A 21,739-nucleotide genomic window follows, 5' to 3' on the forward strand; every position below is an offset into this window, starting at 1 on the left:
GTCAAGGCAAGCATATGCTTGCATTCCGAATCGCGCGCCACTACGTCAATTCGACCAAGCGAGGATTTGCCATGGCGACCGGACCGAACCGCATTCTCGATGAATTCGCCAAGCTGATGACCGATGCAGCCGGTGCCGCGCAAGGCGTGCGGCGCGAGGTGGAGACCGCCTTCAGGGGCCAGGCCGAGCGCATACTCAACTCCATGGACGTGGTGCACCGCGAGGAATTCGAGGCCGCTCGCGACATGGCGGCGAAGGCCAGGGAAGAAAACACCCGCCTCGCCGCTCGCATCGAGGCGCTCGAGGCCAGGCTTGCCGAATTGACCGGTCAACCAGCGCCTGCGGCTGCGTCAAAGCCGCGTGCAAAAAAATAAAAAGAAATAAATCGTTAAACTTTTCCACAAAGCCGGATCGCAAAAAGCGCTTTGTCGTGAATCGCTTACCGGTACTGCGTGAATCTTTGTGACAGCGCCTTTCCACATGCGAATGACGCAGTGCGAAAAATTTGGCTGGTCACGCGACTCCCGATCAATAGACTGAATTTGTTGCATGATTCGGAGCAGGGTCATGCGCCGGGCGGTGGGGTCCGGTCCGGGGTCTTTGCGTTGACGAAGTCCTGGCCGTCCGAGTTCTAGGCAGAATTGTTCGAGTGTGCCTCTCCCGCGGAGCGTGTGGTGGCGCTCCCAGAACGACAGGAAGCATTTCATGGAACTTCTCGAACTCGAATTCTCCCGCGAAATCCATCCGGTGGATGTTATCGAGCAGGTGGCGCACAATAACGATTGGTCCTTCGAGCGGGCCGGCGACGACGAGATCTCGATCTCGGTTGCCGGAAGCTGGACCGACTACCACGTTTCATTCTCCTGGATGGAGGACTACGAGGCGCTGCACCTGGCCTGCGCCTTCGACATCAAGGTCCCGGAGGCGCGCGCGCTCGAGGTGATGCGGCTGCTTTCGCTGATCAACGAGCAGATGCTGTTTGGCCATTTCGATCTCTGGGAGCAGGAAGGCGCCATCATGTTCCGCCAGTCGCTGCTGCTGGCCGGTGGGGTCGAGCCGTCGAGCCAGCAGGTCGAGGTGCTGCTGTCGTCGGCGCTGGAAGCCTGCGAATGCTATTTCCAGGCGTTCCAGTTCGTCGTCTGGTCGGGAACTTCGGCCAAGGATGCGTTGGCCGGCGTGCTGTTCGAAACCTACGGAAACGCCTGACCGTCGATGGTTTCGAGCAACGCGCGAAAACCCGAGATCAGCTTTGCCGATTTCGACCGCGTCGACATCCGCGCCGGCACGATCGTCGAGGCCGAGCCTTTTCCCGAGGCGCGCAAGCCGGCGATCAAGTTGAAAATCGATTTCGGTCCCGTGATCGGGGTGAAGAAATCCTCGGCCCAGATCACGAAATACTATACGCCCGAAGCCCTGATCGGCCGGCAGGTGTTCGCTGTGGTCAATTTCCCGCCGCGTCAGATCGGGCCGTTCATGTCGGAAGTGCTGACGCTCGGCTTTCCCGATGAAGAGGGCGCGGTGGTGCTTGGGGCAATCGAACGCAAAGTGCCGAACGGCGGGCGGCTGTTCTAGCTGCGCTGTTGTTCACGCAGCCAGTTTACGCCTGGTACCCAGCGCTTCTTCGACCGTTTCCATGAACATTTCCGCGCAGGCCTTCCAGCTGTAGCGCATTGCGCGTTGCCGCGCCTCGGCGCGGTCGACGTGAAGGGCGGCGAGCGCTGCTTGCCGCAGGTCGTCCGACACCGCGCCGCCGATGCCGTCACCCACAATATCGATCGGTCCAGTGACGCGATAGGCTGCGACCGGCGTGCCGCTGGCCAGCGCCTCGATGATGACGTTGCCGAACGTGTCGGTGCGGCTGGGGAAGACGAAGGCATCGGCCGAGGCGTAGATCTCGGCCAGTTCGTCGTTCGGACGATGGCCAAGGAAATGGGCATCGTGATATCTGGCCTTCAGCTTCGCCAATTCCGGCCCTTCGCCTACGACCAACTTGCTGCCAGGCAGGTCGAGGTCTAGGAAGGCCGGCAGGTTCTTTTCGATCGCGACGCGGCCGACGCAGAGGAAGATCGGTCCGGGAAATCCCAGGTCCTTTCTTTTGTCCGGCCGAAAATGGTCGGTGTCGACGCCGCGCGTCCACGGCCGGAGCTTGGTGAAGCCGCGCGCCGCAAGATCGTCGGCAAGCGACTGGGTGGCAACCAGCGTGCCCTGTCCTGAATTGTGGAAATCACGCAGCCAGCGATAGGCCCATGCTTCAGGCACCGGCAGGCGCGCGCTCAGATATTCCGGAAAACGTGTGTGATAGCTGGTCGTGAACGGGCGGCCGGCGTTGCGGCAGTAGCGCCGGGCCATAATGCCGAGCGGTCCTTCGGTGACGATATGGATGTGGTCCACCTTGCGTGCCTCGATCAGCTGCGCCACGCGGTGCGGCGTCGTCAGCGCCAGCCTGATATCGGGATAGGTCGGCAGAGGCAGGGTGCGAAAGATATTCGGCGTCAGGAAGTCCGTCTCGATATCGAAGGATTTCAGGGTCTCCGAGAGACGCTCCAGCGTGTGGACGACGCCGTTGACTTGCGGGCGCCAGGCGTCGGTGACCATCAGGATGCGCATGGCGGTCCCTTGGCGGCAAGCTTGATTGCCTCGCCGCGACGCCTGAGCGGCGACCACGCCGCAGCTCGGGCGTCGCACCAGCGCACCTGGGCAGGCGCGGGGTCGAAATGAGGCCGCAGGGCCGAATCAATCAGGATCGCGCGCTTCATTGGCGCTCTTCACCATGGTTTCATGACGGGCCGATGAAGGCCGGGTGTCGCTGCCGTCAAGCGGGGACCTTGATCACCGCCCGAAGGCCGCCGAGCGGGCTGCGTTCGAGGACAATGTCGCCGCCATGGCTGCGGGCAATGTCTCGTGCGATGGAGAGGCCAAGGCCGGTGCCGCTGGCGTCGAGGTTGCGGGCCTCGTCCAGCCGCACGAACGGCTTGAATACATCCTCTCGCTTTTCGGGCGGAATTCCCGGGCCGTCATCGTCGATGGTGACGAGCAGCGAACCGCGCCCATGATTGGCATTGATCTCCACCGTCTTGGCATAGCGGAATGCATTGCCGACGACGTTGGACAGCAGCCGCGCAAAGGCATTGGGGCGCACGTGCACATGCGGATCGCCGACAAGCACGGTCGACAGCTTGCGCTTGCGCAGCGCGGCTTCCTCGCGAAGCTTGTCGAAGAAGGCTTCGAGATCGAACTGACCGGCATCTTCCGAAGCTTCGCCGCGTGCAAAGGCAAGGTAGCCTTCCAGCATCGACTGCATGTCGTCGATGTCCTGGTCGAGTGCGTGGGTATCGGCCGCCTTGGTCCCGGCAAGCGCCAATTGCAGCTTGAAGCGGGTGAGGATGGTCCTCAGATCGTGGCTGACGCCGCTCAGCATGGCGGTACGCTGCTCGAGCTGGCGTTCGATGCGTTCGCGCATCTGTATGAAGGCAAAGCCGGCGCGGCGGACCTCCTCGGCTCCGCGCGGGCGAAAATCGCGCGGCATCGGCCGGCCCTTGCCGAAGCTCTCGGCCGCCTCGGCCAGCGTCAGAATCGGCCGGATCTGGTTGCGCAGGAAGGGAATGGCGATCATCAGCAGCACCAGCGAGGTGCCGACCATCCAGATCAGGAAAATATGGGTGTTCGATGCATAGGCCTGGCTGCGGCGCACGAAGACGCGCAGCACCTTGTTCTCGAGCTGGACGCGGACCTCGACGATATTGGAATTGCCGACCGTATCGATCCAGAACGGACGGTTGATCTGGCGGGTGATCTCGGACGAAAGGATCTCGTCGAGGATCGAGAAGAACGGCTTTGGCCCGGGTGGCGGCAGCGGGTCGGGCGGGAGGAGGTCGACCTTCAGCTGCATGCGATCCTGGGCGATGCGGATGACGTTGGCGTAGTCGGCGTCATGCGGATAGGTCTCTATCAGGTCGATGATGGCGGCGATGTCGCGCACCGTGGCCTGCGACAGGCGTTGCGTCACGGTCTGCCAGTGGCGCTCCATGAAGACAAAGGCGACGACCGACTGCAGCATGATCATTGGCGCGATGACGATGATCAGCGAGCGGGCATAGAGCCGCTTCGGCATGTAAAGCGACACCAGGCGCCAGAAACGGTTCCAGGCGCGCGGCACGGCCTTGAGCGCCCGCGTCGCGCGGGCGCTGAAGCCGCCATCTCCCGGCCGTTCGAGTTGCGTGGTCGCCATTCGTCCTTTCGCTCACCGGGACCCGGCAAAGGGCCGCTGTCGGCGGCATTCTATTCCACGCTGAGCCGTTCTGGAACAGCCGTGTGAGTTCAAGTGCTTAAGCTGTCAAACGTGGGGTTATTGGCCATTGATAACACTGACTTTATTCCCAAATTGTCAAACCAATGAGGTCGTCTTTCGGGGTCTGGTGTTTCCATCTTGGTCGGAATAGCACTCGGGCAGATTATGGGGCGTTTCTCTCGAACGCAACAGGGCTCGTCCCTCTCCTGGCTCGAAAGGGCCTATGGCGACAAGAGCTCTAAAACGTCCACGACTGCTCAAATTATCACACTCAACGTCTTCGACCGCCGGGTGCGTGATAATTCGTCTGTGAAGGTTGTCGAAAATAAACAGCCTGTTTTCCGACGGTTCGGTGGAGATAACGCTATAGCTGCAATTGAGGCTGCTCCGACAGAGCCGCCAGACTCGCAGGCACTTCGCCTGCTTTTGAAGGAGATCGATGTGGCTTACGACCCAGGATTATTCGCGAAACGGTTAGAAGACCTCATCACAGCCCGGTATTTAATAATGCCTGGTCACCTTGAGCGCGAGCACGAACTTCTGACCAAGAAGTGGTTCGACTATCGGTTTCTGTCGCCTCTCGACGCCACGCTGCTATTTGGTGAAATCTATCGAAAAGCCTTGCGTGCGTTTGTCCGTGCCAACATCGATCGCGAGTTGTCGGAGCATGTAAATGGTGTCAAAGCGACCCCACCTTCCGAGCCTGCCGGCTGGTTCACACAGCTTTGGATGGCAAGGCAAAGGGCGGACGAACTCGGCTTGCCCTATGATGAATTCATGGAGTTCTCATTTCATTTTTCGGGTAGGAGGACTCGATCACGGAACCCCCTACCTTTGCAGCTTCATGCAAACGATACGACGAAGGTTGCTTGGCACGCTCAGTTCGAAAAGTTCAAACTCGACCGAGGGCCTTTTTCCGTATGGCCAGGGTCTGACCTGGCTCAGTATCAAATCGACCATGATCGCGGTCTCCCGGCGCAAAGAAACTTCCGCGAGGTCCTCACCGCTGTTGTTCGAACTGACGGGGAGCGCTGGTCGGACGTGATAGCTCGTCATTGCCTTTCTCGGAGGCAACTGCCACTTCGCACTGTGCTTCGGATCATGCCAGCCGACCAACGCCGCAACTCCTTCGAAACAGCTGTCGACGAAATGCGGAGTGGGATGTGGGGAACTCGAAACTTCGTCAAACCGGATGACGCTGAATTCCTCCAGAGCTGCTTGGGAATGCAGAACTCTTCGACAGAAGATTCTGTTCAATGCTGCGCCTGTCCAGACCGCATCAGGTGCAGGCTTATTGGCACTAAGATAGACGAACTAGCGAAACGTCGATTTGGATCGGCCTCGCCGGTGCGGGATGCTCGTCGTGCAGCAGTTGCCGCCAGAGTCGCGAAACACCGTGCCAAGAAGGCAGCGCTCTCTCGAACCGGAGGACATATATAAAATCACCACCTTGGAGGTAGCTCATGATAAGGTGGGTATGTAACGCTTCCCTACTCTTTCTTTCTTTCTTTCTTACTTACTTACTTACTTACTTCTTTATTTAGGGAGGCGTTACATGGCTGACGGTGATTGATCCTCCGGCCAGGAAAGAATTCAGCACGTTGTTTCGACTTGGTCGCTACGCGACGGCACTGTCGTTGATTTCCTGAATTCTCGAAAAGAGCTGCGCCACATTGCCTTCGTCGAACACCTGCTCCGGTCCCGTAGGCGCGACGTCGGTGAAGGGTGGCTCGTAGAGCAGGCTCGGATCCATCGTGCCTTGGTCGGTCAGGTGCTCGATGATCATGCCGATCAACCTTATCTGCGCGACCACGCTGCCCCCGCCGAAGGCCCACGAAATGGCTGCATGTCGAGCCCGACTAGCGAACGCAGCCGCGACCAAATCCATAGCTCGTCTCGCGGGCGTGCTCGATGTCGCCATCGGCACTATGCCTGCGTGGAGCACTATCTTTTGCAGTCGGCCAAATCGATGGGCGTAAGCTGCTTGCGCTACCTCAGCTTGTCCCGCATGCCTTCGCTACAAGACCGCCCTCCTATCAGGGCAAAGGCGCGGCTCGGTATATTTCTAGGTCGGGGAAGCTCGGACTCCCTGGGGTCCAAAACTCTACGCTATCTGAGTGCATCTCAAAGAATTCCCGGTCGACCGTGACGCGAATGGCGCGAGGCAGATTGCCGTCGGTTAGACGGTAATCCTTCTCATTCAGATGGATCGCTTCGGTGCCACGAGGAAGCAAAACCGATCGGTCGAGAACAAAGCGGAGATCAGACAGTGTGATCGCTGGATCAGGGCGCGGCGGAACTTCGAGATCCTCATCGGCAAAATCGTCCAGGTTCAGCGCGGAGCCTTCTCCGGCAGAAATAGCGTTGTCTAGGGCCTGAAGAGCGTCCTCGCGCTTGCCCTCCGGCGCGCTAGACTTGGACAGAACGGACTCTTCGATAATGCGCGGCAGGCGGGTAAGGATTGGCTGGAGGCCACCTACCACGCTCTCGAAAATCGAAATCCGGCTGCGCAGCGCGCGATAGACGTCGGCCTCGACCGTGTCTTCGTAGTGTAGATTGATGATTCGAATATCCGAAAAACGCTGACCCAAGCGGTCGATGCGACCTATACGCTGTTCGACCCGCATCGGGTTCCAAGGCATATCGTAGTTCACCAAGGCGCCGCAAAACTGGAAGTTCAGGCCCTCGGCAGCAGCATCTGTGCAAACGAGAACCTCTGAGCGCCCCTCCTTGAAGCGTCGTTTGACCTCGTCACGCGTGATCAACGTCCAGGTTCCATCGGTGTTGCGGACTTCGCCGCCGCGTCCGGAAAAACACATTACGGAGTTGCCAGCAGCGACGAGCAAGTTCCGCAAATAGTTCATCGTGTCGGTAAACTGGGTGAAAACCATGACCTGCGGATAGCCGCTGCCTTTAAGTTCACTGAGAGCCCTCGAAAGCTCCATTGCCTTCGTATCGGTCGGCAGCTGCTTGATTTCGTCGACAATGGTTTCGATGGTCGCGATTTCTTCGAACGCAAGAGCGCGGCGCTCGTCCTCGGACACGGTTTCGATGTCAATTTCTTCGCCAGCCTCGACTTGGTCGGCAACGTCTTCGTCGATCCTGGCCTCATCCACCGCCACAAAAAGGAGTCCGCCGACGCCGCCCTTGCGTTTCTCCATCGTTTGCCGAAGGGCATGGAAACTTGAGGCAAGGCGGCGACGATAGATGGTCATCACGAATCCTACGGCGTTGCGGGCTTCGGGCGCCGCAGCGTTGTAGGTCTCTGAAATGTAGGTTTCTACCTGCTGATAGAGATCGCCTTCCTCTGCCGAAAGCGGAATGAAGCGGTCCTCGACTTGTCGCGTGGCGATCGCTGTAGATAGCTTCCCGGCTTTGAAATATTTCCGAAGCAGCTCGCGCGTATGTCGCGAGACTAGCGCGCGCACCGGAGTCGATCTTTTGAGAATCGCAATCGCCGCGCGTCGTTCTTCGGGCGAAAGCTGCCGCCGCGGTATCGAAACCGGATCGCGCAGCGCTTGAAGGACTTTCCGGGTCTTTAATCCGCTCAGTCGGGTCTGCCTTTCCGCATCGGCCCGCGAGACCTCTCCAAAATGGGCTTCGTTCGCCCGGAAGAGCGCCGAAAGCCAATCGAGGCTTTCGTTGGTTACAGGGTCCTTCGCGACTTCCGAGAAGAAGCGGACAAAGGCATCCGCCGTCCATTCAGGCGGCAGCCCCAAGAGGTCGAGCAAATCCCAGAGTTCCGTGGCGTGGACCTGCAACGGTGTCGCGGTAAGAAGGATCAGCCCGTCAGTTCGACGCCGCAACGACCGCATCAATTGGAGAAGCCGGTTCGGGCCTTTGGCTTGCGGCGTTCCAGCGCCCTTCGTTCGGGCGTGATGCGCTTCATCGAGGACAACGAGATCCCACGGTTCGGTTCCGTCCAGAATTTCGCGTTGTCGATCCTGGCGCCGCGCGAGATGGCTCGACATGATCACGAATGGCTCACGATGCCACGCCTCGCGCGAGACCGACTTCTCGAAATCATGATCTCGCGCCGGCGACCGATACCACGTCAATTTATGACCGTCGTAGATCGGCCAATTCAGGTTGAACTTTTCGCGAAGCTCGATTTGCCATTGCTTGCAGACGTTCTTGGGCGCGAGGACTAGCGCGCGCTTGACCCTATCCGCCAACCAGGCCTGGCGAAGCAGCAACCCGGCCTGAACGGTCTTTCCGAGACCAACTTCATCGGCGATCAGAAGCTTCGGTGGCCAGTTGTCGTAGAGGCGATGATAAGCCCGGATTTGATGCGGCCAGGGGACGACTGCGGAAGTCGCTTCGCCGACCCGTTCGCCGCCGACCGGTTGAACGGCAGCGTTGGCGATCTTTTCCCAAACGGCCTGGCGTTCCTCATCGACCGAAGCATTTTGCCCCGGACGAACAGTGATTGGCTCATCCTCATGGGCAAGCCCTTGTAGAGGTCTGGGCGACGATGGTCCTTTCGATTGGTCGTAGTGTTCAGCGAGGCGCTTCGGCAGTTTTTCGGGGTCGGGCAGAAAGGTCAGCAGCTGCTCGCGCAGCGCCGTGGGCACATCAAGCGTGATCGCCCGGCGGGCGCGGTCGGCCCACAACTTCGCAAAGCTTGCTTCTTCCTCGTCAACGCGCGGACCGTCATTCCACGAGGTGAAGGCGTTGAAGCTTTCCCAGTTCCGCGTCCAACCGAATTCGGTTTCGTTGATGCTGCCGTTGAAGGCCATCCGATCGCCGGTCTTGTCCTCGATGATGCCAGTCTTTTCGTGAAAGATGCTGTCGTCGCGGATCGGCCGGCGGTCGAGATCACAGGGCACCGCAAGCTTCACATCGAGAAAGTTGTTGGCCACCATCCACGCAACAAGTTCGAGAGCATCGATCGTTCGCGGATCGGATGACAAGACCGGCATCTTGATCAGTGTTCGTTCGACAGCGTCGCGAAGGGATTCGCCACGCTCGATGGCCGCAACCTCTTCTTCGCCGAGGGTGCAGCCGACGATCAGGCGCATACGCCCATTGTTGACGATCAGCCCTTCGACGCCCCGCGCGGCAAGCGCCAAGGCGCGCGCCGAGAAGTATCCGGTGAGGCGATCGTATCGAGTCGCCGAGCGCAACGCAGGCACATAGAACAGCCGAACGAGATCACCATCGTCCGGCGTGTATTTTAGGCGCCATGCAGTGTCCCGCAGGAGCGTCAAGCAACCTCCTCCGTGAAGAGCGACAGCTGCTGTGGCTCGTCAATTTTGTCGGAGAAGGCGAGGCGTCGCAGTTTCTCAAGGGCGTCGAAGTCATCAGCAGCCGATTTCGCATCGCCGCTGGCAACATCGAAGCCGACAAAGTTGCGGGAGGGAGGCAAAACTTCCAGCACAGCCTCGAGCGCGGCCAGAAATTGTGGATCGCCGTCAGCCCCCGCATCCTTGAGGAGGTCGAGGGCCGCGTCGAGCGTTCGCGTTCTTCCGCGATGGGCTGCATGATGGACAGCGTCGATCATGGCGCGCGAACCATCGGCGGGTCCGAGAGCATTCTTGGCAGCGCGCGTCGCGCTGTCCCAGAGCTTAATATCCGACCCCTTCTTTTCACAGATCTTGCCGATGAGTTGGCCATCTAGATCGGCACCCACCGCGCGGGCAAGCCGCAAGCCTTCATCGTAGCTGAACACCGGTGCCTTGAACGCATCCCAGGCCAGGACGAACCAGGCCGTGGCGGCATCGAGATCGCCGCGTCCCTTTGCGTGCGTTAGCTGGTTCAAGCGCCACGTTTTCACTTCCCGACGAGCGGCATCGAGCGCGTCTTCCGGCGTCACGGCATAGGGATCGAATTCTTCTTCGAAAAGTTCGGCTTGTTTGCGGCGCTTCTTTGCCAGCGGTTCTGGACGTGGCGTGCCACGCTTGAGGGGCCAGTGACGCGAGAATTGCTCAAGCGCCGGGCCGAAGGAGGCGAGATAAAGATCGACGCCGCCGATCCCGGCCTTCTGGAATTCCTCAACTCGGGTTCGCACAGCCTTGGCCACCAGCGGCTCGACATCTTCCCAATAGGTCGTCTTATCGCCCTGCTCAGCAGGACGAGGGCGGCAGACGAGGAAGATTGTGGAGTTGGCGGCGGCCTTGTCCTTGATGTGAAGCGATCCCTCTGCCTCGGTATTCACCGGCCAGGAGGCGGTGATGATGAAGCCCGCTTCGATCAATCCCTTCGTCAACGCATCCCAGGCGCTGGTGTCCTTGTGCGTGAACATCACGGTCATGATGCCGTTCGGTTTCAGCACGCGCCGACTTTCGGCGAAAATCGCAGCCATCTTCTCCTGATAGTCGCGGTTGGCTAGGGCGTCCGCGCCCTTCTGGCGCTTGAAATGGGCCTTGTTGGCGACTGCCTCGGATTGCTTGTCAGTAAGCCTTCTTGTGAAGAGTTCGGGCGCGACCAGCCCAGCCGTGCGCTTTAGCCAGACATAGAAGAAGTCCGAGAGTTCCGCATACATCACGTTCGCGCCATAGGGTGGGTCCATCACCACAGCATCGACTGAGCCGTCGGCAATGTGGTCAAGAGAAGCGCCGGATTTTGAGGAGATTACAACTTCAGCCGACGCCGTCTTGTCGCCTCCAAAGAGCGGTCCGTCCTTGGCGCCTGTTGGTGTCGATAGTTCTACAAGCTCCTTGACACATTTTGCGGTCTGTTCAATGGCCCAATCATAGCCAACACCTTCCGTGGTGATGACCATTTCGGCATACGACCATTTGAACGCAAAATCATGCCGATCAAACGTGTTGACCATGATTTCGCGATTGCCGTGCCACCGTGTCATTCGCGAATTATAGTCGCGGAGTTTATCCAGACTGAAGCTGAGATAGATGTAGGCGGCCCGGCGAACATCAGTCAGACGGCTGGCGAGCCTGTCTTCCTCAACCATGTCGCGAAAGATCTCGGATGCCAGCCCATGACCAAGAAGCTGACGTGGCGAGAACATATCTCGCCAAAGGGGCATACCATACTGACGTGGTCGATCATCATTTGTGTCTGAAGGGAATTCTTCGCTTGGGATGACATCAAGCGCCTCCCATTCTGGAAGCTTCTTATCTATTTGGGCAGCAATATCCGCCTCGATGCTGTCTTCCGCGCGAGGAGCTCGATAACCTCTCTCCCACCTCGGCTTACCAAGCTTCCCAGACTTGAGTTTCGTTTCGATGCGCCGCTTGAAGACGACGGTGAACAGCTGATCACCCATTCCTTCGGCTTGTGCCTGGCGCTTGACCTCGTCGCCGTCGATAACGCGGGCGCAATCAGTGAAGGGACACGTGGCGTCGCCATCGGCAACGGTTCCAGCCGAATGTTCCGAGACGTCTGTCACGATCTCGAATGAGCAGAAGCGACCAGTGGTTCCTGGTCCATTGCCCAAATGGGGTTTCAATCGAACCCCAACGCCAACCCCATTCAAGCGCCAGTTCGGAGAAAGCGGTATCCTTCCTGCGCAGTATGGGCAGGAGATCGTGCGTGCCCAGATATAATTAGTCGGAACGCAGTTCTTCTCCGGCTCAGGCGGATATGCCGAACGAAGGAGGCTCTCGCGGCGCGCGACGAATTTCTTTGAGATTTCATCGAACTCGTCCAGAAGCATCAAGCCGAAACGCTGCGGAGTTTCTACGGTCGCCTTCAGTATCGTAGCAGCTACGGGGTTTAGGTCGTTGGCATACGACTTAAAGCCCATCCGACTGCTCTCGAATGGGATGCTTCCGCCGCCAGCCGTGGGGTCGAGGACAGATATGTCGCTTCCAGTCTGCCTTCGGATTTCGGCCATTTCGGATGGAGAAGGTGAGTATGAAAAAGCGCGCTTGTAAGTGTAGGCCTCGCCTTCAAATCGTTCGCCAATCCGCTTTGCCCGGTCGATCCGGCGGCGCGACGCCATTGGATCACCGTGAATGCCCAGGACATGGAGAAAGGTATCGTGGTCGGCATTGGCTGGCAACAACGAAGCCAACACTGCAGCCCGGGACGCTACCAAGGGGCGCCTCGCCCACCAGACGTGCAAGCGGTTGGGAGCAGGAAACGGCGTCATCGGCGTGCGTTCCCGAAGGCTCTCAATGCCTATTTCAGCGATCGGCAACCAACGTTCAATCAGCCGCACATCCGACATACGCCCGTCTTCCATCATTTGGCCGGATCGGTGAGCAGGACGCGAAGGGCGGTCAACACGCGGCGCGGGTTTTTACGGTGGACCGACATGCCGAGCCAATAACCGGCCTCTTCCTTCCCCATCACCTCGATGCCTTCGGCGACGAGGCGCATGTTGTCGCGATTGCGCATTGGCGCCAGCGTGCGGAATAGAAGTGCCAGGCGGAGCGCGGTTTCTTCCGACAGGGCCGATCCCATCCCCTCGATCGGCAAAAGATCAAGGCGGATGCCGCTTTCCTTCAGGCGCTTCAGCACCCGGTGCTCGGCCAGTTCAAGATTCCGCCCGCGAAGGCCCGCAAGGCGGATCGGAGTGGTGATCTGCGGCGTCACAACCGAGGGCAGTTGCCAGACTTCGATCTCGGTATCGCCCGGGCCATGCCGGCGGGCGCGCAGTTCGTAAACTGGCTGGGTCTTCGACACCATCATAATTTCGTCCTTCCGGCGCGGCACATTCATAACTTCACTTCACCTCCGCCGTTGCTTCGACATACGCAGCCGCGCTCGCAAAGCGCGTCAGCTTCTCGATAAATCTGTCCGCGGCATCTCCACCCAGCGCGAGCCCGCCTTCAAAATCAAACAGAATACTGGCCTTGAGATCGGTCACTTTCGCGGCCCGAAACTGCGGTTCGAGATAGTCCTTGATCGTCGAAGCATCCTGAGCTTCGCCCTTGAACTCGAACATCATCTCGCTGTCTTGGGTCGTCGTGTAGCCGCCCTCCAACGTCACCGAACGCTTGGTTCCAGAGATCGAGTTGGCAATCGGAATCAGCTTGAAGGCGTCGCCATATTCGAACAGACGGATTACGACTCGATCTACCTTTTCGAGCTTCGCGGTCTTTGCCTGTTCGATCACCTTCCGCAGCGCTTCCTTCAGCACGCCCTCGGCGGTGAACACTTTGGCATTCGCGACCAAAGCGCCCTCCGGGCCAACTTGTGGTCGTTCGCCGAACCCCCCACCCGGTGCGCCGCCGATCGGCGGGAGCGGCTCGCTCGAAATCGAAGCGCCAGTCCCAGCCGAAGCGGGTTGGGCCGCCGACGCGGGCGCCGGCCGTGGCCACACACCGTTGGACTTGGCGAAGTCCATCGTGAAGATCGTGGTTTCTTCATCGATGTTGATCGAAGGCATCGGATCGCCTGGACCGGCAAGCAGATCGCCGCGCCTGTAGACATAGACGCCTTCCTCGATGCCCTTTCGGATCGCCTTGCGGAACACGTCATCCGACAGGAGGATCGAGAGCGAAGGGTCGCGGCGGAATTCATCGCGAAGATCGCGCGTCGTCATCTGCCCTTTCTTCAAGGGCGTGCGATCGCGGATATAGGACGGGGAATCGGGCGAGTCAGAAGCGTCGCGAACCTTGTTCTGACTTTGCAGCTGCCGAACGACCTGAAGCTGGCCTGATCCCGGTCGCTCGGAGGCGTTCTGAATATCGATCACCGAATGCGCCAACTGCACCGAGCCAGCGCCGCTCAGCGCATTCCGGGACGGGTAGAGGATGTGGCGATAGCACTGCTGGATTGCGATAGCGGCCTCCGTCTCGGACTTTTTCTCGAGTTCGAAGACCTTGGCTTGCTGGTGCTCGGCAAGTTCCTTGACGCGCTCGGGCCGCTTGAGTTCCTGAAGGGCGAGGCGGCGCACGATCGCCCGCTTCATCTCGTTGACCTTGGTCTCGTCAGCGACGACGAAGACCAAGTTGTTTCTCAGGGATCGCAGGCCGTTACCGTCCGCGCCCTTCCGTTCGAACATGCGCCCGACTATGTCGGGGATCTCGCGAAGATCGGCGCCGATTTCCAGCGCGTCGTGAGAAAGCAGAACAAGCCGCGGCTTCCCGTCCGAAACGTCATCCGGGACATCCCATGGTCCGCCCGGGAATGGCACGAGGTCGAAGGATTGCCCACCGAAGATTGCCTTTGCGCGGTCGACAAGCTGGGTTCGCGCCTCGCCGGGATCGATGTTCTTCTCTTCCCGCCCGATAACCTGCGTAAGGTTGGCTTCGGCGTTGAAGCGCAGCGGCGCGTTTGGACGATCATCGAGATAGGCGGATTCTGCACGAAATTTCGTCCTGGCATCGTCGATGAAGGAAAGGTCCGCCGCAGGGCTCAGGATCGAATAGCGCAAGTGGTCGACTGCAACGCCTTTAAGGTCGTTGTTGAACGCCAGGGTATGGATGAAGATCGTGCGGGCGACGTAGGTGCCATAAGGCAGAAGGCCCTTGAAGTTTTTCGAGTCCAGTTCTTGAGCCAAAGCCAGCTTCTCGGGCGGCCCAGCAATGTCGTTGAGAATCGCGGGCACGAAGGCGCCTTGCTGCAGGCGCGTCGTGAACTCCCGGCGAATGACATCCGATCCCAGATCGATATGATGCAGATGGATCGCGGACGCATCGGAAGGCCGGCTTGCCCAGACTGTCGCAACGGTCTTTGCCAGAATACGCAGCATTCCACGAACGCGTTGAAAGCCGCCGAGCGTGGCGGTTTTCCCGGTGAGTGTATCCAGCACGTCTGGGTGAAAGGGATAGGTTTGCGCGAATTCTGCGCTCGTGGCCGAGCGCCTGGCTTCTTCCGATAGAATGTCGCGGTGGGTAGTCCATAGTTCGCGATAAGCGTTGATCACGTCCGTTGCGCGGGGATCGTCAATCGACGCAAAAAGGCGCCGCCGGATAACCTTCGCGGTCTCATCGTCCCTTGTTGGATTGAGGTTGGTCGCCTTCCGGCCGGAGACGCTTTCTAGTTCCGACATGGCGCTGGCGAGAAACTCGTTCTCGTCAGCGAAAGCATCCACTCCCTTGCCATCGGATCGAACCGCAAGCGTATAGACGATTGCCGCCTGCGGGGTGCTTTCGATTGCGGTCAGAAGTGCCTTCAGGAAGGCGGTCAGTTGGTCGCGCCCACCCATGCCCTGAACCCGCCGAAGATATTCGCCAAGTTCGTCTAAAACGACAAGCACCGGATCGGAACCGAACAATTCCTTGATGGTATCTGCACCCGGAGCAATTCGCTGCTCGTCGGATCGACGCACGATCTCGTAGCCAGCCTTCCCAGCCAGCTGAAAGGCAATTTCGCCCCAAGGCGTATGGGCACGTATTCCTTCGCCCATTGGCCGACCGTTCGCGGGGTCGGCATTCTCGCCATCGAAGGCGGCGACACGGACGGGCCGGGTCGGCACGAGTGCCGGATCGAGGAATTCCGCGATATTTGAAACCTGCTTCATCCCTGCTGCGGCGTGCACAAGGGCAATCAGGCCGTGCGTCTTACCGCCGCCGAATGAAGTGTCTAGGCGGAAAACGGCTGACACGCTTTCGCCGCGACCCGACAGTCGACCGCAGACGTTGACGAGAAGCTCTTTCAGCCCTTCAGTAGGATAAGTGTTCGTGAAGAACGTTGGGGCGTCGGTGTAGTCGCGCGAAGCGCGGCCAGTCAGGACGTTCGCGAGATTGGCCGCATAGTCGCTATCTGCGATTGTGCCCTTGACCACGTCTTCACGCGGTTTGCACAGGTCGAATATGTTCTGATGTCCCATTCCCCCGCCCGTTTTTTCTGGAACCGCAGACAACGCTGCAAATCGAAATCCAAGTGCTCTCTTATCCGCTTCGGCGGACTACGTCCTAGTGATAAAAACCATCCGAAAGGTGAGAAGGCATTTTGTGGACTAATCCACAGGGTTCGATAGCTCCTCTAGCAAACTCGACACGTCTCGCAGCCTGACAGACCGTCAGGTTGACTGGTTCATCTCCCTTGGTGGTCCTGCGGGCGCCTGTCGCACGCTTGGATAGGACGACGCACCCTAGGACCATCGGCTAATAGGGCAAAACTAGCTGCCTTACCAAGCTCGGCTTGCCTAATCAGGCCATTTCCGCCTCGCCACCTCTGCCCGCCGCGGGCACTATGCGCGCACCGTCGCGCCTTAGGCCGTAGTAAGTCATAGGTGACTTATGTATATATTTGCTAAGAATCAAATGGGTTAAAAGGAGTTTTTTGAGTGGTATGTTGAATGAGGAGGGCTGGGAGGCGCAATTTGGTCTTGTAACATTCGATGGTAATCTACGATTACCTATCATTTCTTGATATATATTAAACAACATCATAGACTTACAGAGAGGACGAGCATGAGCAACGATAGCAGGGGGGCGCCTCTTAAATCCGAGATCGCTAAATTCTTGGACAAGCGTATCTATGAACTGAGCCACCGAAAGAGCCAAAGGGACATAGCCAGAGCGATCGGTTTTGTGAACGACAACGTCATAGCGATGCTTAAGAGCGGGAGAACCAAGGTGCCGCTTTATCGTGTCGTGAGCATCGCCAAGGCGCTAGAAACCGATCCTCGCGAGCTATTCGTCATGGCACTCACGCAGGACGGCAATGAAAAAGACCGTGCGGCATTTCAGGAGATTGTGGGCCAGTTCTCAGAAAACGAGCGGGAGATCATCGGCGCGATCCGCAAATTCTCAAACGGAGCGGATCCGAAGCTATCGGTTGTGTTTAGAAAGATACTACGCGCCCTCTTTGGTGGCGTGGCACGAAGGCAGTCGAATGATGCCGAGTAACGCCAGGGTCGAGACTCGATCACTGTGAACGATCGAGTTTGACCAAAGCGAACCGGAATTGTGAGGCTGAATTGTGCACCGCGCGATAGGTGCATCAATTCTGAGCGGTTAAGGTCGCCACGCTTTACGGCCTGAATTCGTCGACAGTGCTCGCGCGTATCCACAGCCATCCGGCCAGCCAGGCGATCGCTGTCGCAAGAATCACCAGGCCCAGGTCAAGAGCCCACTCCGGCACGAACGCACGGAGCGCGATAGGCACCGCGCCAATGAAATAGAGAGCGAGTTGAATGCGCGGCACGGCTCTTCCGACGGCAAGAGAGATTACAAACGCGAGCGTCCCAAACAGAAAAAGAAACGAACTGACGGCTAGAGCCAGTCCGAGCGGCCCGGCTCGTAGGTCAATGATGGTTGTCAGCGGAAGTTTCGAAAACACGAGATTGATCACCACTTCCACACCTACCAAACTTGCTAGTGCAAAGAAGTTGACGATAAACGCGATAGTGCCGAGCAAGCCCGCGCGCCGGCCAAACGCAAGAAACAAGCCTACGACAAGACCGAGCGCCAATATCTCGGCGAGTGGCGCGAGAAGTTGCGTTAGATCGGTGGTCGCGATGAGCGCGCTGCGTTTGGCCGCGTTGACCAGAAGAATAAGTGCGCTCCCCATCCCAGCGACGGAGGCAAGCCGGTAAAGCTTTACGCTGGGCAAAGCCCCGCTCGCCGGAACAGTCCGGAAATTCTCCTTGTGCTGATGTTCTTCGGCTGGACCTTGGGACGACGTTAACGATTGCGGATGGCGGGGTTCGGCGTTTCTGGCGGGCATGTTCATTCCTCCATCTGGGAATTTGGGAGCCGCGTAGACCGCAGGCCTGTTCCGATCCCATTTGTAATCGCTGCTTACATCCTTTTGTCGAGAGTGTAAACAGTGATTACATAATTCGCGGGATTATGATATTGACGCGTGATGCAAGCTCTACGGAACGAAGGGAAACCGATGCCAAAAGCCAAGTCGTCTCGCCGCACCAGCTACCACCATGGCAATTTGCGGGAGGCGCTAATCGATGCCGCGGTTCAACTTGTCGAGGAGGGCGGCCTCGACAATGTGAGCGTGCGCGAAGCCGCAAAGCGGGCGGGCGTTTCCCCCGGCGCACCCTTCCGTCACTTCAGCAACAAGACCGCATTGATGACGGCTGTCGCAGAGCAGGCAATGAGCCGGTTCCGCTCGGAGATTACGAAGGCAGTCGAGCACGTTGCGACGGACGACCCGATCGAGCGCTTTGCCGCTGTTGGAGTCGCCTATTTGCGCTGGGCAATTCGAAACCCCACCCATTTCCAGATCATCTCGACACGGAGTCTTATTGATTGGGACAATTCGGAGTCGCTGCGTCACGATAACGAAGCGGTGCGTTCGCTGGTAGAAGGATCGATGGCAGAAGCACAGCGACGAAACTTGCTCCGGTCAGACAACATAGCAGAGACCCAGATAGCCGCGAGGGCGCTCGTCTACGGGCTCGCACGCATGTGCATTGACGGACACTTTGCGCAGTGGGCAGTGGCTGGACATACTGCGGAGCGAACTGCGGAGGACGCATTAAAGCACTTCGTGACCCTCATTGGAAACAACGGAACCTAATGGGGACAAAGCGCCGTTGGCACTCATCTGAGCCATTGGCGGCAGCCACCTGATTTTTGACGACCTCAAGCTCGAGTGCGGACCGCGAGCATGGAGCGCATGTTCGGTCAGTCCCGCTAATCCAGTGCGGTCGGCGAAGTATGCGGATGTTGGCGAGCGCACCCACTACGGCAATCGGGTGTCGGTTCTAGATGCCATGAGAGGAAGCTCATGACGCGCACCCGGGTTCCTAGGAACCGATCGACTTTATCTCTGACTCCGGATGAACCCCATAGATGGATGGAAGTCCTAGGATCGCCGTGGTCAGCCCATGGGGATGCCTTTTGTTGCGCCAGACAAATATCCCGCCAATGCACCGCTTTGTGTGGGAGGGCCGCAGCCAGCCCGGCCGTTCTCCACGAGTGTCCTGAGCGCTATTTGGGATCTATACGAGTGTGACCTGCATTTGACAGAGCATGGGTTTCAGGATCAGAGTCGGATAGGGCAAGTGTTGCACCGTGGCCGGGCGAACTGATCAATCACCACGCTACACCGCAAAGTCTTCCGGCACCGTTGCTCAGAGGCTCGAAAACACTGAGAAGGTGATAACCGGGTGCCCGCCTCCTGCGGCCTAAAGGCCGGGATCGACCTCGACTAAGACAACTCGACTAAGACAAGAGGGTATTGCTCCTCGATTTCTTTCAGCCTAGCGCGCACCTCTAAGAACTCGTCGATGGTCATCGAGGTTCTTCGCGCAGAGACCAAACCGAATATCTAAGCCTGGATAGACCGGAGCCGGCGCACCAACGCGCCCTTGTGCCGGAGTCTGTTCTTGCAACTGGTGCCAGTTTGCGCAAAACTCAGTCTCGACAGAGCGGTTATCCGGTGGATGCCTGATTACCTGAATCTGGGAGGGCGAAGTGTTCGGCGAGCCCATTACCGTTCTGATGGTCAATGAGTATCCTGACTACATTGATTCACAAGTATGGGCTGCTGAGCTGAAAACCCGTGTGCCGCAGCTGGAGTTCAGGCTTTGGCCAGACGCCGGGAACAAAAATGACATAGATATTGTGCTGATCGACAAGGGCGCCAGTCCTGGTTTTTTTGACGCCATGACGGGGCTAAGCGCCGTTGTCTATTTGGGGGCCGGTGTCGAGGGTATTGATCTTCAGAGCTTTCCCAATAGTGTTCCGCTCATCAGGCTCGCAACGCGTGAGCAGGCTTCGGAAGTGGTGCAATACATCGTCCTTCGCGTTCTCTGCCAGCAACGGCATGTTGCGGATTACGTGAGTCTACAAGCCCGCAAGTTTTGGAATCCGATCGCGCCGCGGAAGATCTCCGAGACAAGAATTGTTGTGCTGGGTGCGGGCCGGATCGGTGGCTGGGCCGCAAAGCTGTTTGCGGACTTTGGCTACGACACAGCAGTCTGGTCTCGTCATCAAAAGACGCTTCCTGGTATACACAGTTACTTTGGCCGTGCCCAGCTTGCGGACGCACTCACAAATCGGGACTTCGTTATCTGTTCACTGCCCCTGACTGGTGACACTCGTGGGATACTGAACTCGAGTGCCTTTGGAACAATGAAGCGAGGTGCCTACCTTGTGAATGTCGGCAGGGGCGCGCATGTCAACGAAGCCGACCTGATCCGCGCCCTCGACGAAGGTCAGCTTTCTGGTGCTTGTCTTGACGTGTTTGAGCGTGAACCGCTGGAGGCTTCATCGCCGTTATGGACTCATCCCAGGGTGACCATCACACCTCATGTCGCGAGCTTCTGGGTGGATTCTGGAATCGACCAGGTCGCCGATCTCTGCGGTCAAGTCGCAAGAGGAGAGCCTCTGTCCAATAAGATCGACCTCGAACGGGGTTATTGAATCGAAGTAGTGTGTTTACCGACTTAAGCAGCTCCCGATCTCATGAAGCGTGGACATCTCAAATCTGCTAGAAGCACATTTTCTTAGAAGGCCGGAGGCTTACTGGAGCGCTTTGAATGCGGGCTAAGTTGACAATGTCAACTTAGCCGCCAATCACCGACGATCCGCATCCAATTCTGTCAACCAAAAACGTGCGTCCTCTTAGGCCTGTAAGAGAACGCATTACATTAAGTTTACCTTAAGTTGACAGAATTCTTCGAAATCCAACTTATCGGACCTTAGGCGGGATCTAAGAGCCAAGCTACGCAGTTGGCAAGCTGCGCTGTCGGAGCCGAAGGTAACATGCTCGGGCGCTACAAGCGCCGATACCGCAAGGAACCTATTTCATGTCCTCCCCAATTCGAAGCCATGCGGTCCCCGTAAGACTCTGATAGAGCACACCTAAATAGAAGAAATCGCACGGGCCGGATGCTTATCCGGGATAGATACAGATCCGGGCCTGAAGCATTTTCTTCGCCCGCTTTCTTGGCTCGAAGTCTTGGATGGTGCGTTCTGAGCCCGATGGCTTTCCGGTGTGATCTCTTTCTCGATGACGGTTCATTCAGATACCCTCCGGCGAAGGCCGCCTTGCGAGAGGACGGCACGGTAGCGAGGCTGCGCTCTTAAGGTCGCCCTTACGAGCGAAGTTAGCAGCACAGCATGAGCCATGTGACGTTATTGACCGGGCCTGAGCGTCGTCGTCGTTGGCGTGAAGAGGATCAGTGCCGGATACTGGCCGCGGCATTCGCGCCCGGGGCCACAGTGGCGGCGGTAGCGCGTCAGTACGATGTCGCGACCAGCCTGATCTATAAGTGGCGCCGCACGGTGAGAGCCCGCGAGACGGGCTTTGCCGAAGTTGTCGTGGCTCCCGATGAGCCTGTCGCCGTTTCGCGGCCGGCGGCATCCCCAGCGGTGATCGAGCTGGAGGTCGCCGGCAAGGTGCGGCTGCGGATTCCGCTGACCACGCCGCCAACACTGGCGGCAGCGATGGTGAAGGCGCTGGGCGTTTCATGATCCCGGTTCCGAGCCAGGTGCGGATCTGGTTGGCGGTCGGCCGGACCGATATGCGTCGCGGGATGCAAGGCCTCGCTCTGCAGGTTCAGGAGACGCTGGGCCGGGACCCGCATGCCGGCGATATTTATGTCTTCCGCGGCCGCAGCGGCAATCTGATCAAGATTATCTGGCATGATGGGCTCGGCATGTCGCTGTATGCAAAACGGCT

At 58.5% G+C, this 21,739-nt stretch carries 17 protein-coding genes; 9 read left to right on the forward strand and 8 right to left on the reverse strand.

Annotated features, from left to right (window positions below; genetic code table 11):
• The first annotated feature begins 71 nt into the window (after window positions 1-71).
• From NKI41_RS16270 to NKI41_RS16280, 3 genes are all read left to right on the forward strand, one after another.
• A complete protein-coding gene (locus NKI41_RS16270; protein WP_352683971.1) occupies window positions 72-374 on the forward strand; it encodes an accessory factor UbiK family protein in 303 nt (100 codons plus the stop codon).
• Between the two features lie 331 nt (window positions 375-705).
• Entirely contained in the window at window positions 706-1,206 is a 501-nt protein-coding gene (locus NKI41_RS16275; RefSeq protein ID WP_023678420.1) for a type III secretion system chaperone family protein, read from the forward strand.
• Between the two features lie 6 nt (window positions 1,207-1,212).
• Window positions 1,213-1,572, forward strand: coding sequence for a tRNA-binding protein (locus tag NKI41_RS16280; RefSeq protein ID WP_352541018.1), 360 nt, complete (start codon window positions 1,213-1,215; stop codon window positions 1,570-1,572).
• A gap of 12 nt (window positions 1,573-1,584) precedes the next feature.
• On the opposite strand, the gene NKI41_RS16285 is transcribed toward NKI41_RS16280, so the two are convergent.
• Together NKI41_RS16285 and NKI41_RS16290 are read right to left on the reverse strand one after the other, a co-directional pair.
• Window positions 1,585-2,607 (reverse strand): glycosyltransferase family 4 protein, encoded by a 1,023-nt coding sequence (locus tag NKI41_RS16285; protein WP_352683933.1) that lies wholly within the window; start codon window positions 2,605-2,607, stop codon window positions 1,585-1,587.
• A 205-nt stretch (window positions 2,608-2,812) separates the two neighbouring features.
• Window positions 2,813-4,228: an ATP-binding protein gene (locus tag NKI41_RS16290; protein ID WP_352683935.1), complete on the reverse strand. Its 1,416-nt coding sequence runs from the start codon at window positions 4,226-4,228 to the stop codon at window positions 2,813-2,815.
• A gap of 198 nt (window positions 4,229-4,426) precedes the next feature.
• Between NKI41_RS16290 and NKI41_RS16295 the strand changes: the two genes are divergently transcribed.
• Window positions 4,427-5,728 carry a hypothetical protein gene (locus tag NKI41_RS16295; RefSeq protein ID WP_352683937.1) on the forward strand — a complete coding sequence of 434 codons (1,302 nt, stop codon included), beginning with the start codon at window positions 4,427-4,429 and terminating at the stop codon, window positions 5,726-5,728.
• Between the two features lie 178 nt (window positions 5,729-5,906).
• Here NKI41_RS16295 and NKI41_RS16300 read toward each other — a convergent pair whose 3' ends face one another.
• The 5 genes from NKI41_RS16300 to NKI41_RS16320 all read right to left on the reverse strand — a co-directional run bounded on the left by NKI41_RS16300 (window position 5,907) and on the right by NKI41_RS16320 (window position 15,974).
• Entirely contained in the window at window positions 5,907-6,176 is a 270-nt protein-coding gene (locus NKI41_RS16300) for a type I restriction-modification enzyme R subunit C-terminal domain-containing protein (protein ID WP_352683939.1), read from the reverse strand.
• 148 nt (window positions 6,177-6,324) lie between these two features.
• Window positions 6,325-9,498, reverse strand: a complete 3,174-nt coding sequence (locus NKI41_RS16305) for an SNF2-related protein (protein ID WP_352683941.1) — start codon at window positions 9,496-9,498, stop codon at window positions 6,325-6,327.
• Window positions 9,495-12,440, reverse strand: a complete 2,946-nt coding sequence (locus NKI41_RS16310) for a DUF1156 domain-containing protein (RefSeq protein ID WP_352683943.1) — start codon at window positions 12,438-12,440, stop codon at window positions 9,495-9,497. The genes NKI41_RS16305 and NKI41_RS16310 overlap by 4 nt, the downstream gene beginning before the upstream one ends.
• Window positions 12,437-12,886 carry a DUF7680 family protein gene (locus NKI41_RS16315; protein WP_352683945.1) on the reverse strand — a complete coding sequence of 150 codons (450 nt, stop codon included), beginning with the start codon at window positions 12,884-12,886 and terminating at the stop codon, window positions 12,437-12,439. Before NKI41_RS16315 ends, NKI41_RS16310 begins: the two co-directional genes overlap by 4 nt.
• A 34-nt stretch (window positions 12,887-12,920) precedes the next feature.
• Window positions 12,921-15,974, reverse strand: coding sequence for an ATP-binding protein (locus tag NKI41_RS16320; RefSeq protein ID WP_352683947.1), 3,054 nt, complete (start codon window positions 15,972-15,974; stop codon window positions 12,921-12,923).
• Between the two features lie 586 nt (window positions 15,975-16,560).
• On the opposite strand from NKI41_RS16320, the gene NKI41_RS16325 reads away from it, so the two are divergent.
• Window positions 16,561-16,998 (forward strand): helix-turn-helix domain-containing protein, encoded by a 438-nt coding sequence (locus NKI41_RS16325; RefSeq protein ID WP_352683949.1) that lies wholly within the window; start codon window positions 16,561-16,563, stop codon window positions 16,996-16,998.
• A gap of 124 nt (window positions 16,999-17,122) precedes the next feature.
• Here the strand turns inward: NKI41_RS16325 and NKI41_RS16330 are convergent, their stop codons facing one another.
• A complete protein-coding gene (locus tag NKI41_RS16330; protein WP_352683951.1) occupies window positions 17,123-17,818 on the reverse strand; it encodes a hypothetical protein in 696 nt (231 codons plus the stop codon).
• A gap of 171 nt (window positions 17,819-17,989) precedes the next feature.
• On the opposite strand from NKI41_RS16330, the gene NKI41_RS16335 reads away from it, so the two are divergent.
• From NKI41_RS16335 to tnpB, 4 genes are all read left to right on the forward strand, one after another.
• Window positions 17,990-18,628 (forward strand): TetR/AcrR family transcriptional regulator, encoded by a 639-nt coding sequence (locus NKI41_RS16335; protein WP_352683953.1) that lies wholly within the window; start codon window positions 17,990-17,992, stop codon window positions 18,626-18,628.
• Between the two features lie 899 nt (window positions 18,629-19,527).
• Window positions 19,528-20,478, forward strand: a complete 951-nt coding sequence (locus NKI41_RS16340) for a 2-hydroxyacid dehydrogenase (RefSeq protein WP_352683956.1) — start codon at window positions 19,528-19,530, stop codon at window positions 20,476-20,478.
• A gap of 699 nt (window positions 20,479-21,177) precedes the next feature.
• The gene (gene tnpA / locus NKI41_RS16345; RefSeq protein WP_031239744.1) at window positions 21,178-21,531 is read left to right on the forward strand and encodes an IS66-like element accessory protein TnpA; all 354 of its coding nucleotides are present in this window, start codon (window positions 21,178-21,180) and stop codon (window positions 21,529-21,531) included.
• A partial coding sequence (tnpB, locus tag NKI41_RS16350; protein WP_352683958.1) for an IS66 family insertion sequence element accessory protein TnpB occupies window positions 21,528-21,739 on the forward strand: 212 nt, incomplete at its 3' end. The genes tnpA and tnpB, both read left to right, overlap by 4 nt.

The sequence above is a fragment of the Mesorhizobium sp. M0601 genome (assembly GCF_040320845.1).
Lineage (GTDB): Bacteria > Pseudomonadota > Alphaproteobacteria > Rhizobiales > Rhizobiaceae > Mesorhizobium.

Coding starts and splice junctions, on each gene's coding strand:
- NKI41_RS16270 (WP_352683971.1), top strand. CDS start 72: ATGGCGACCGGACCGAACCGCATTCTCGATGAATTCGCCAAGCTGATG.
- NKI41_RS16275 (WP_023678420.1), top strand. CDS start 706: ATGGAACTTCTCGAACTCGAATTCTCCCGCGAAATCCATCCGGTGGAT.
- NKI41_RS16280 (WP_352541018.1), top strand. CDS start 1,213: ATGGTTTCGAGCAACGCGCGAAAACCCGAGATCAGCTTTGCCGATTTC.
- NKI41_RS16285 (WP_352683933.1), bottom strand. CDS start 2,607: ATGCGCATCCTGATGGTCACCGACGCCTGGCGCCCGCAAGTCAACGGC.
- NKI41_RS16290 (WP_352683935.1), bottom strand. CDS start 4,228: ATGGCGACCACGCAACTCGAACGGCCGGGAGATGGCGGCTTCAGCGCC.
- NKI41_RS16300 (WP_352683939.1), bottom strand. CDS start 6,176: ATGGATTTGGTCGCGGCTGCGTTCGCTAGTCGGGCTCGACATGCAGCC.
- NKI41_RS16310 (WP_352683943.1), bottom strand. CDS start 12,440: ATGATGGAAGACGGGCGTATGTCGGATGTGCGGCTGATTGAACGTTGG.
- NKI41_RS16315 (WP_352683945.1), bottom strand. CDS start 12,886: ATGATGGTGTCGAAGACCCAGCCAGTTTACGAACTGCGCGCCCGCCGG.
- NKI41_RS16320 (WP_352683947.1), bottom strand. CDS start 15,974: ATGGGACATCAGAACATATTCGACCTGTGCAAACCGCGTGAAGACGTG.
- NKI41_RS16325 (WP_352683949.1), top strand. CDS start 16,561: ATGAGCAACGATAGCAGGGGGGCGCCTCTTAAATCCGAGATCGCTAAA.
- NKI41_RS16330 (WP_352683951.1), bottom strand. CDS start 17,818: ATGCCCGCCAGAAACGCCGAACCCCGCCATCCGCAATCGTTAACGTCG.
- NKI41_RS16335 (WP_352683953.1), top strand. CDS start 17,990: ATGCCAAAAGCCAAGTCGTCTCGCCGCACCAGCTACCACCATGGCAAT.
- tnpA (WP_031239744.1), top strand. CDS start 21,178: ATGAGCCATGTGACGTTATTGACCGGGCCTGAGCGTCGTCGTCGTTGG.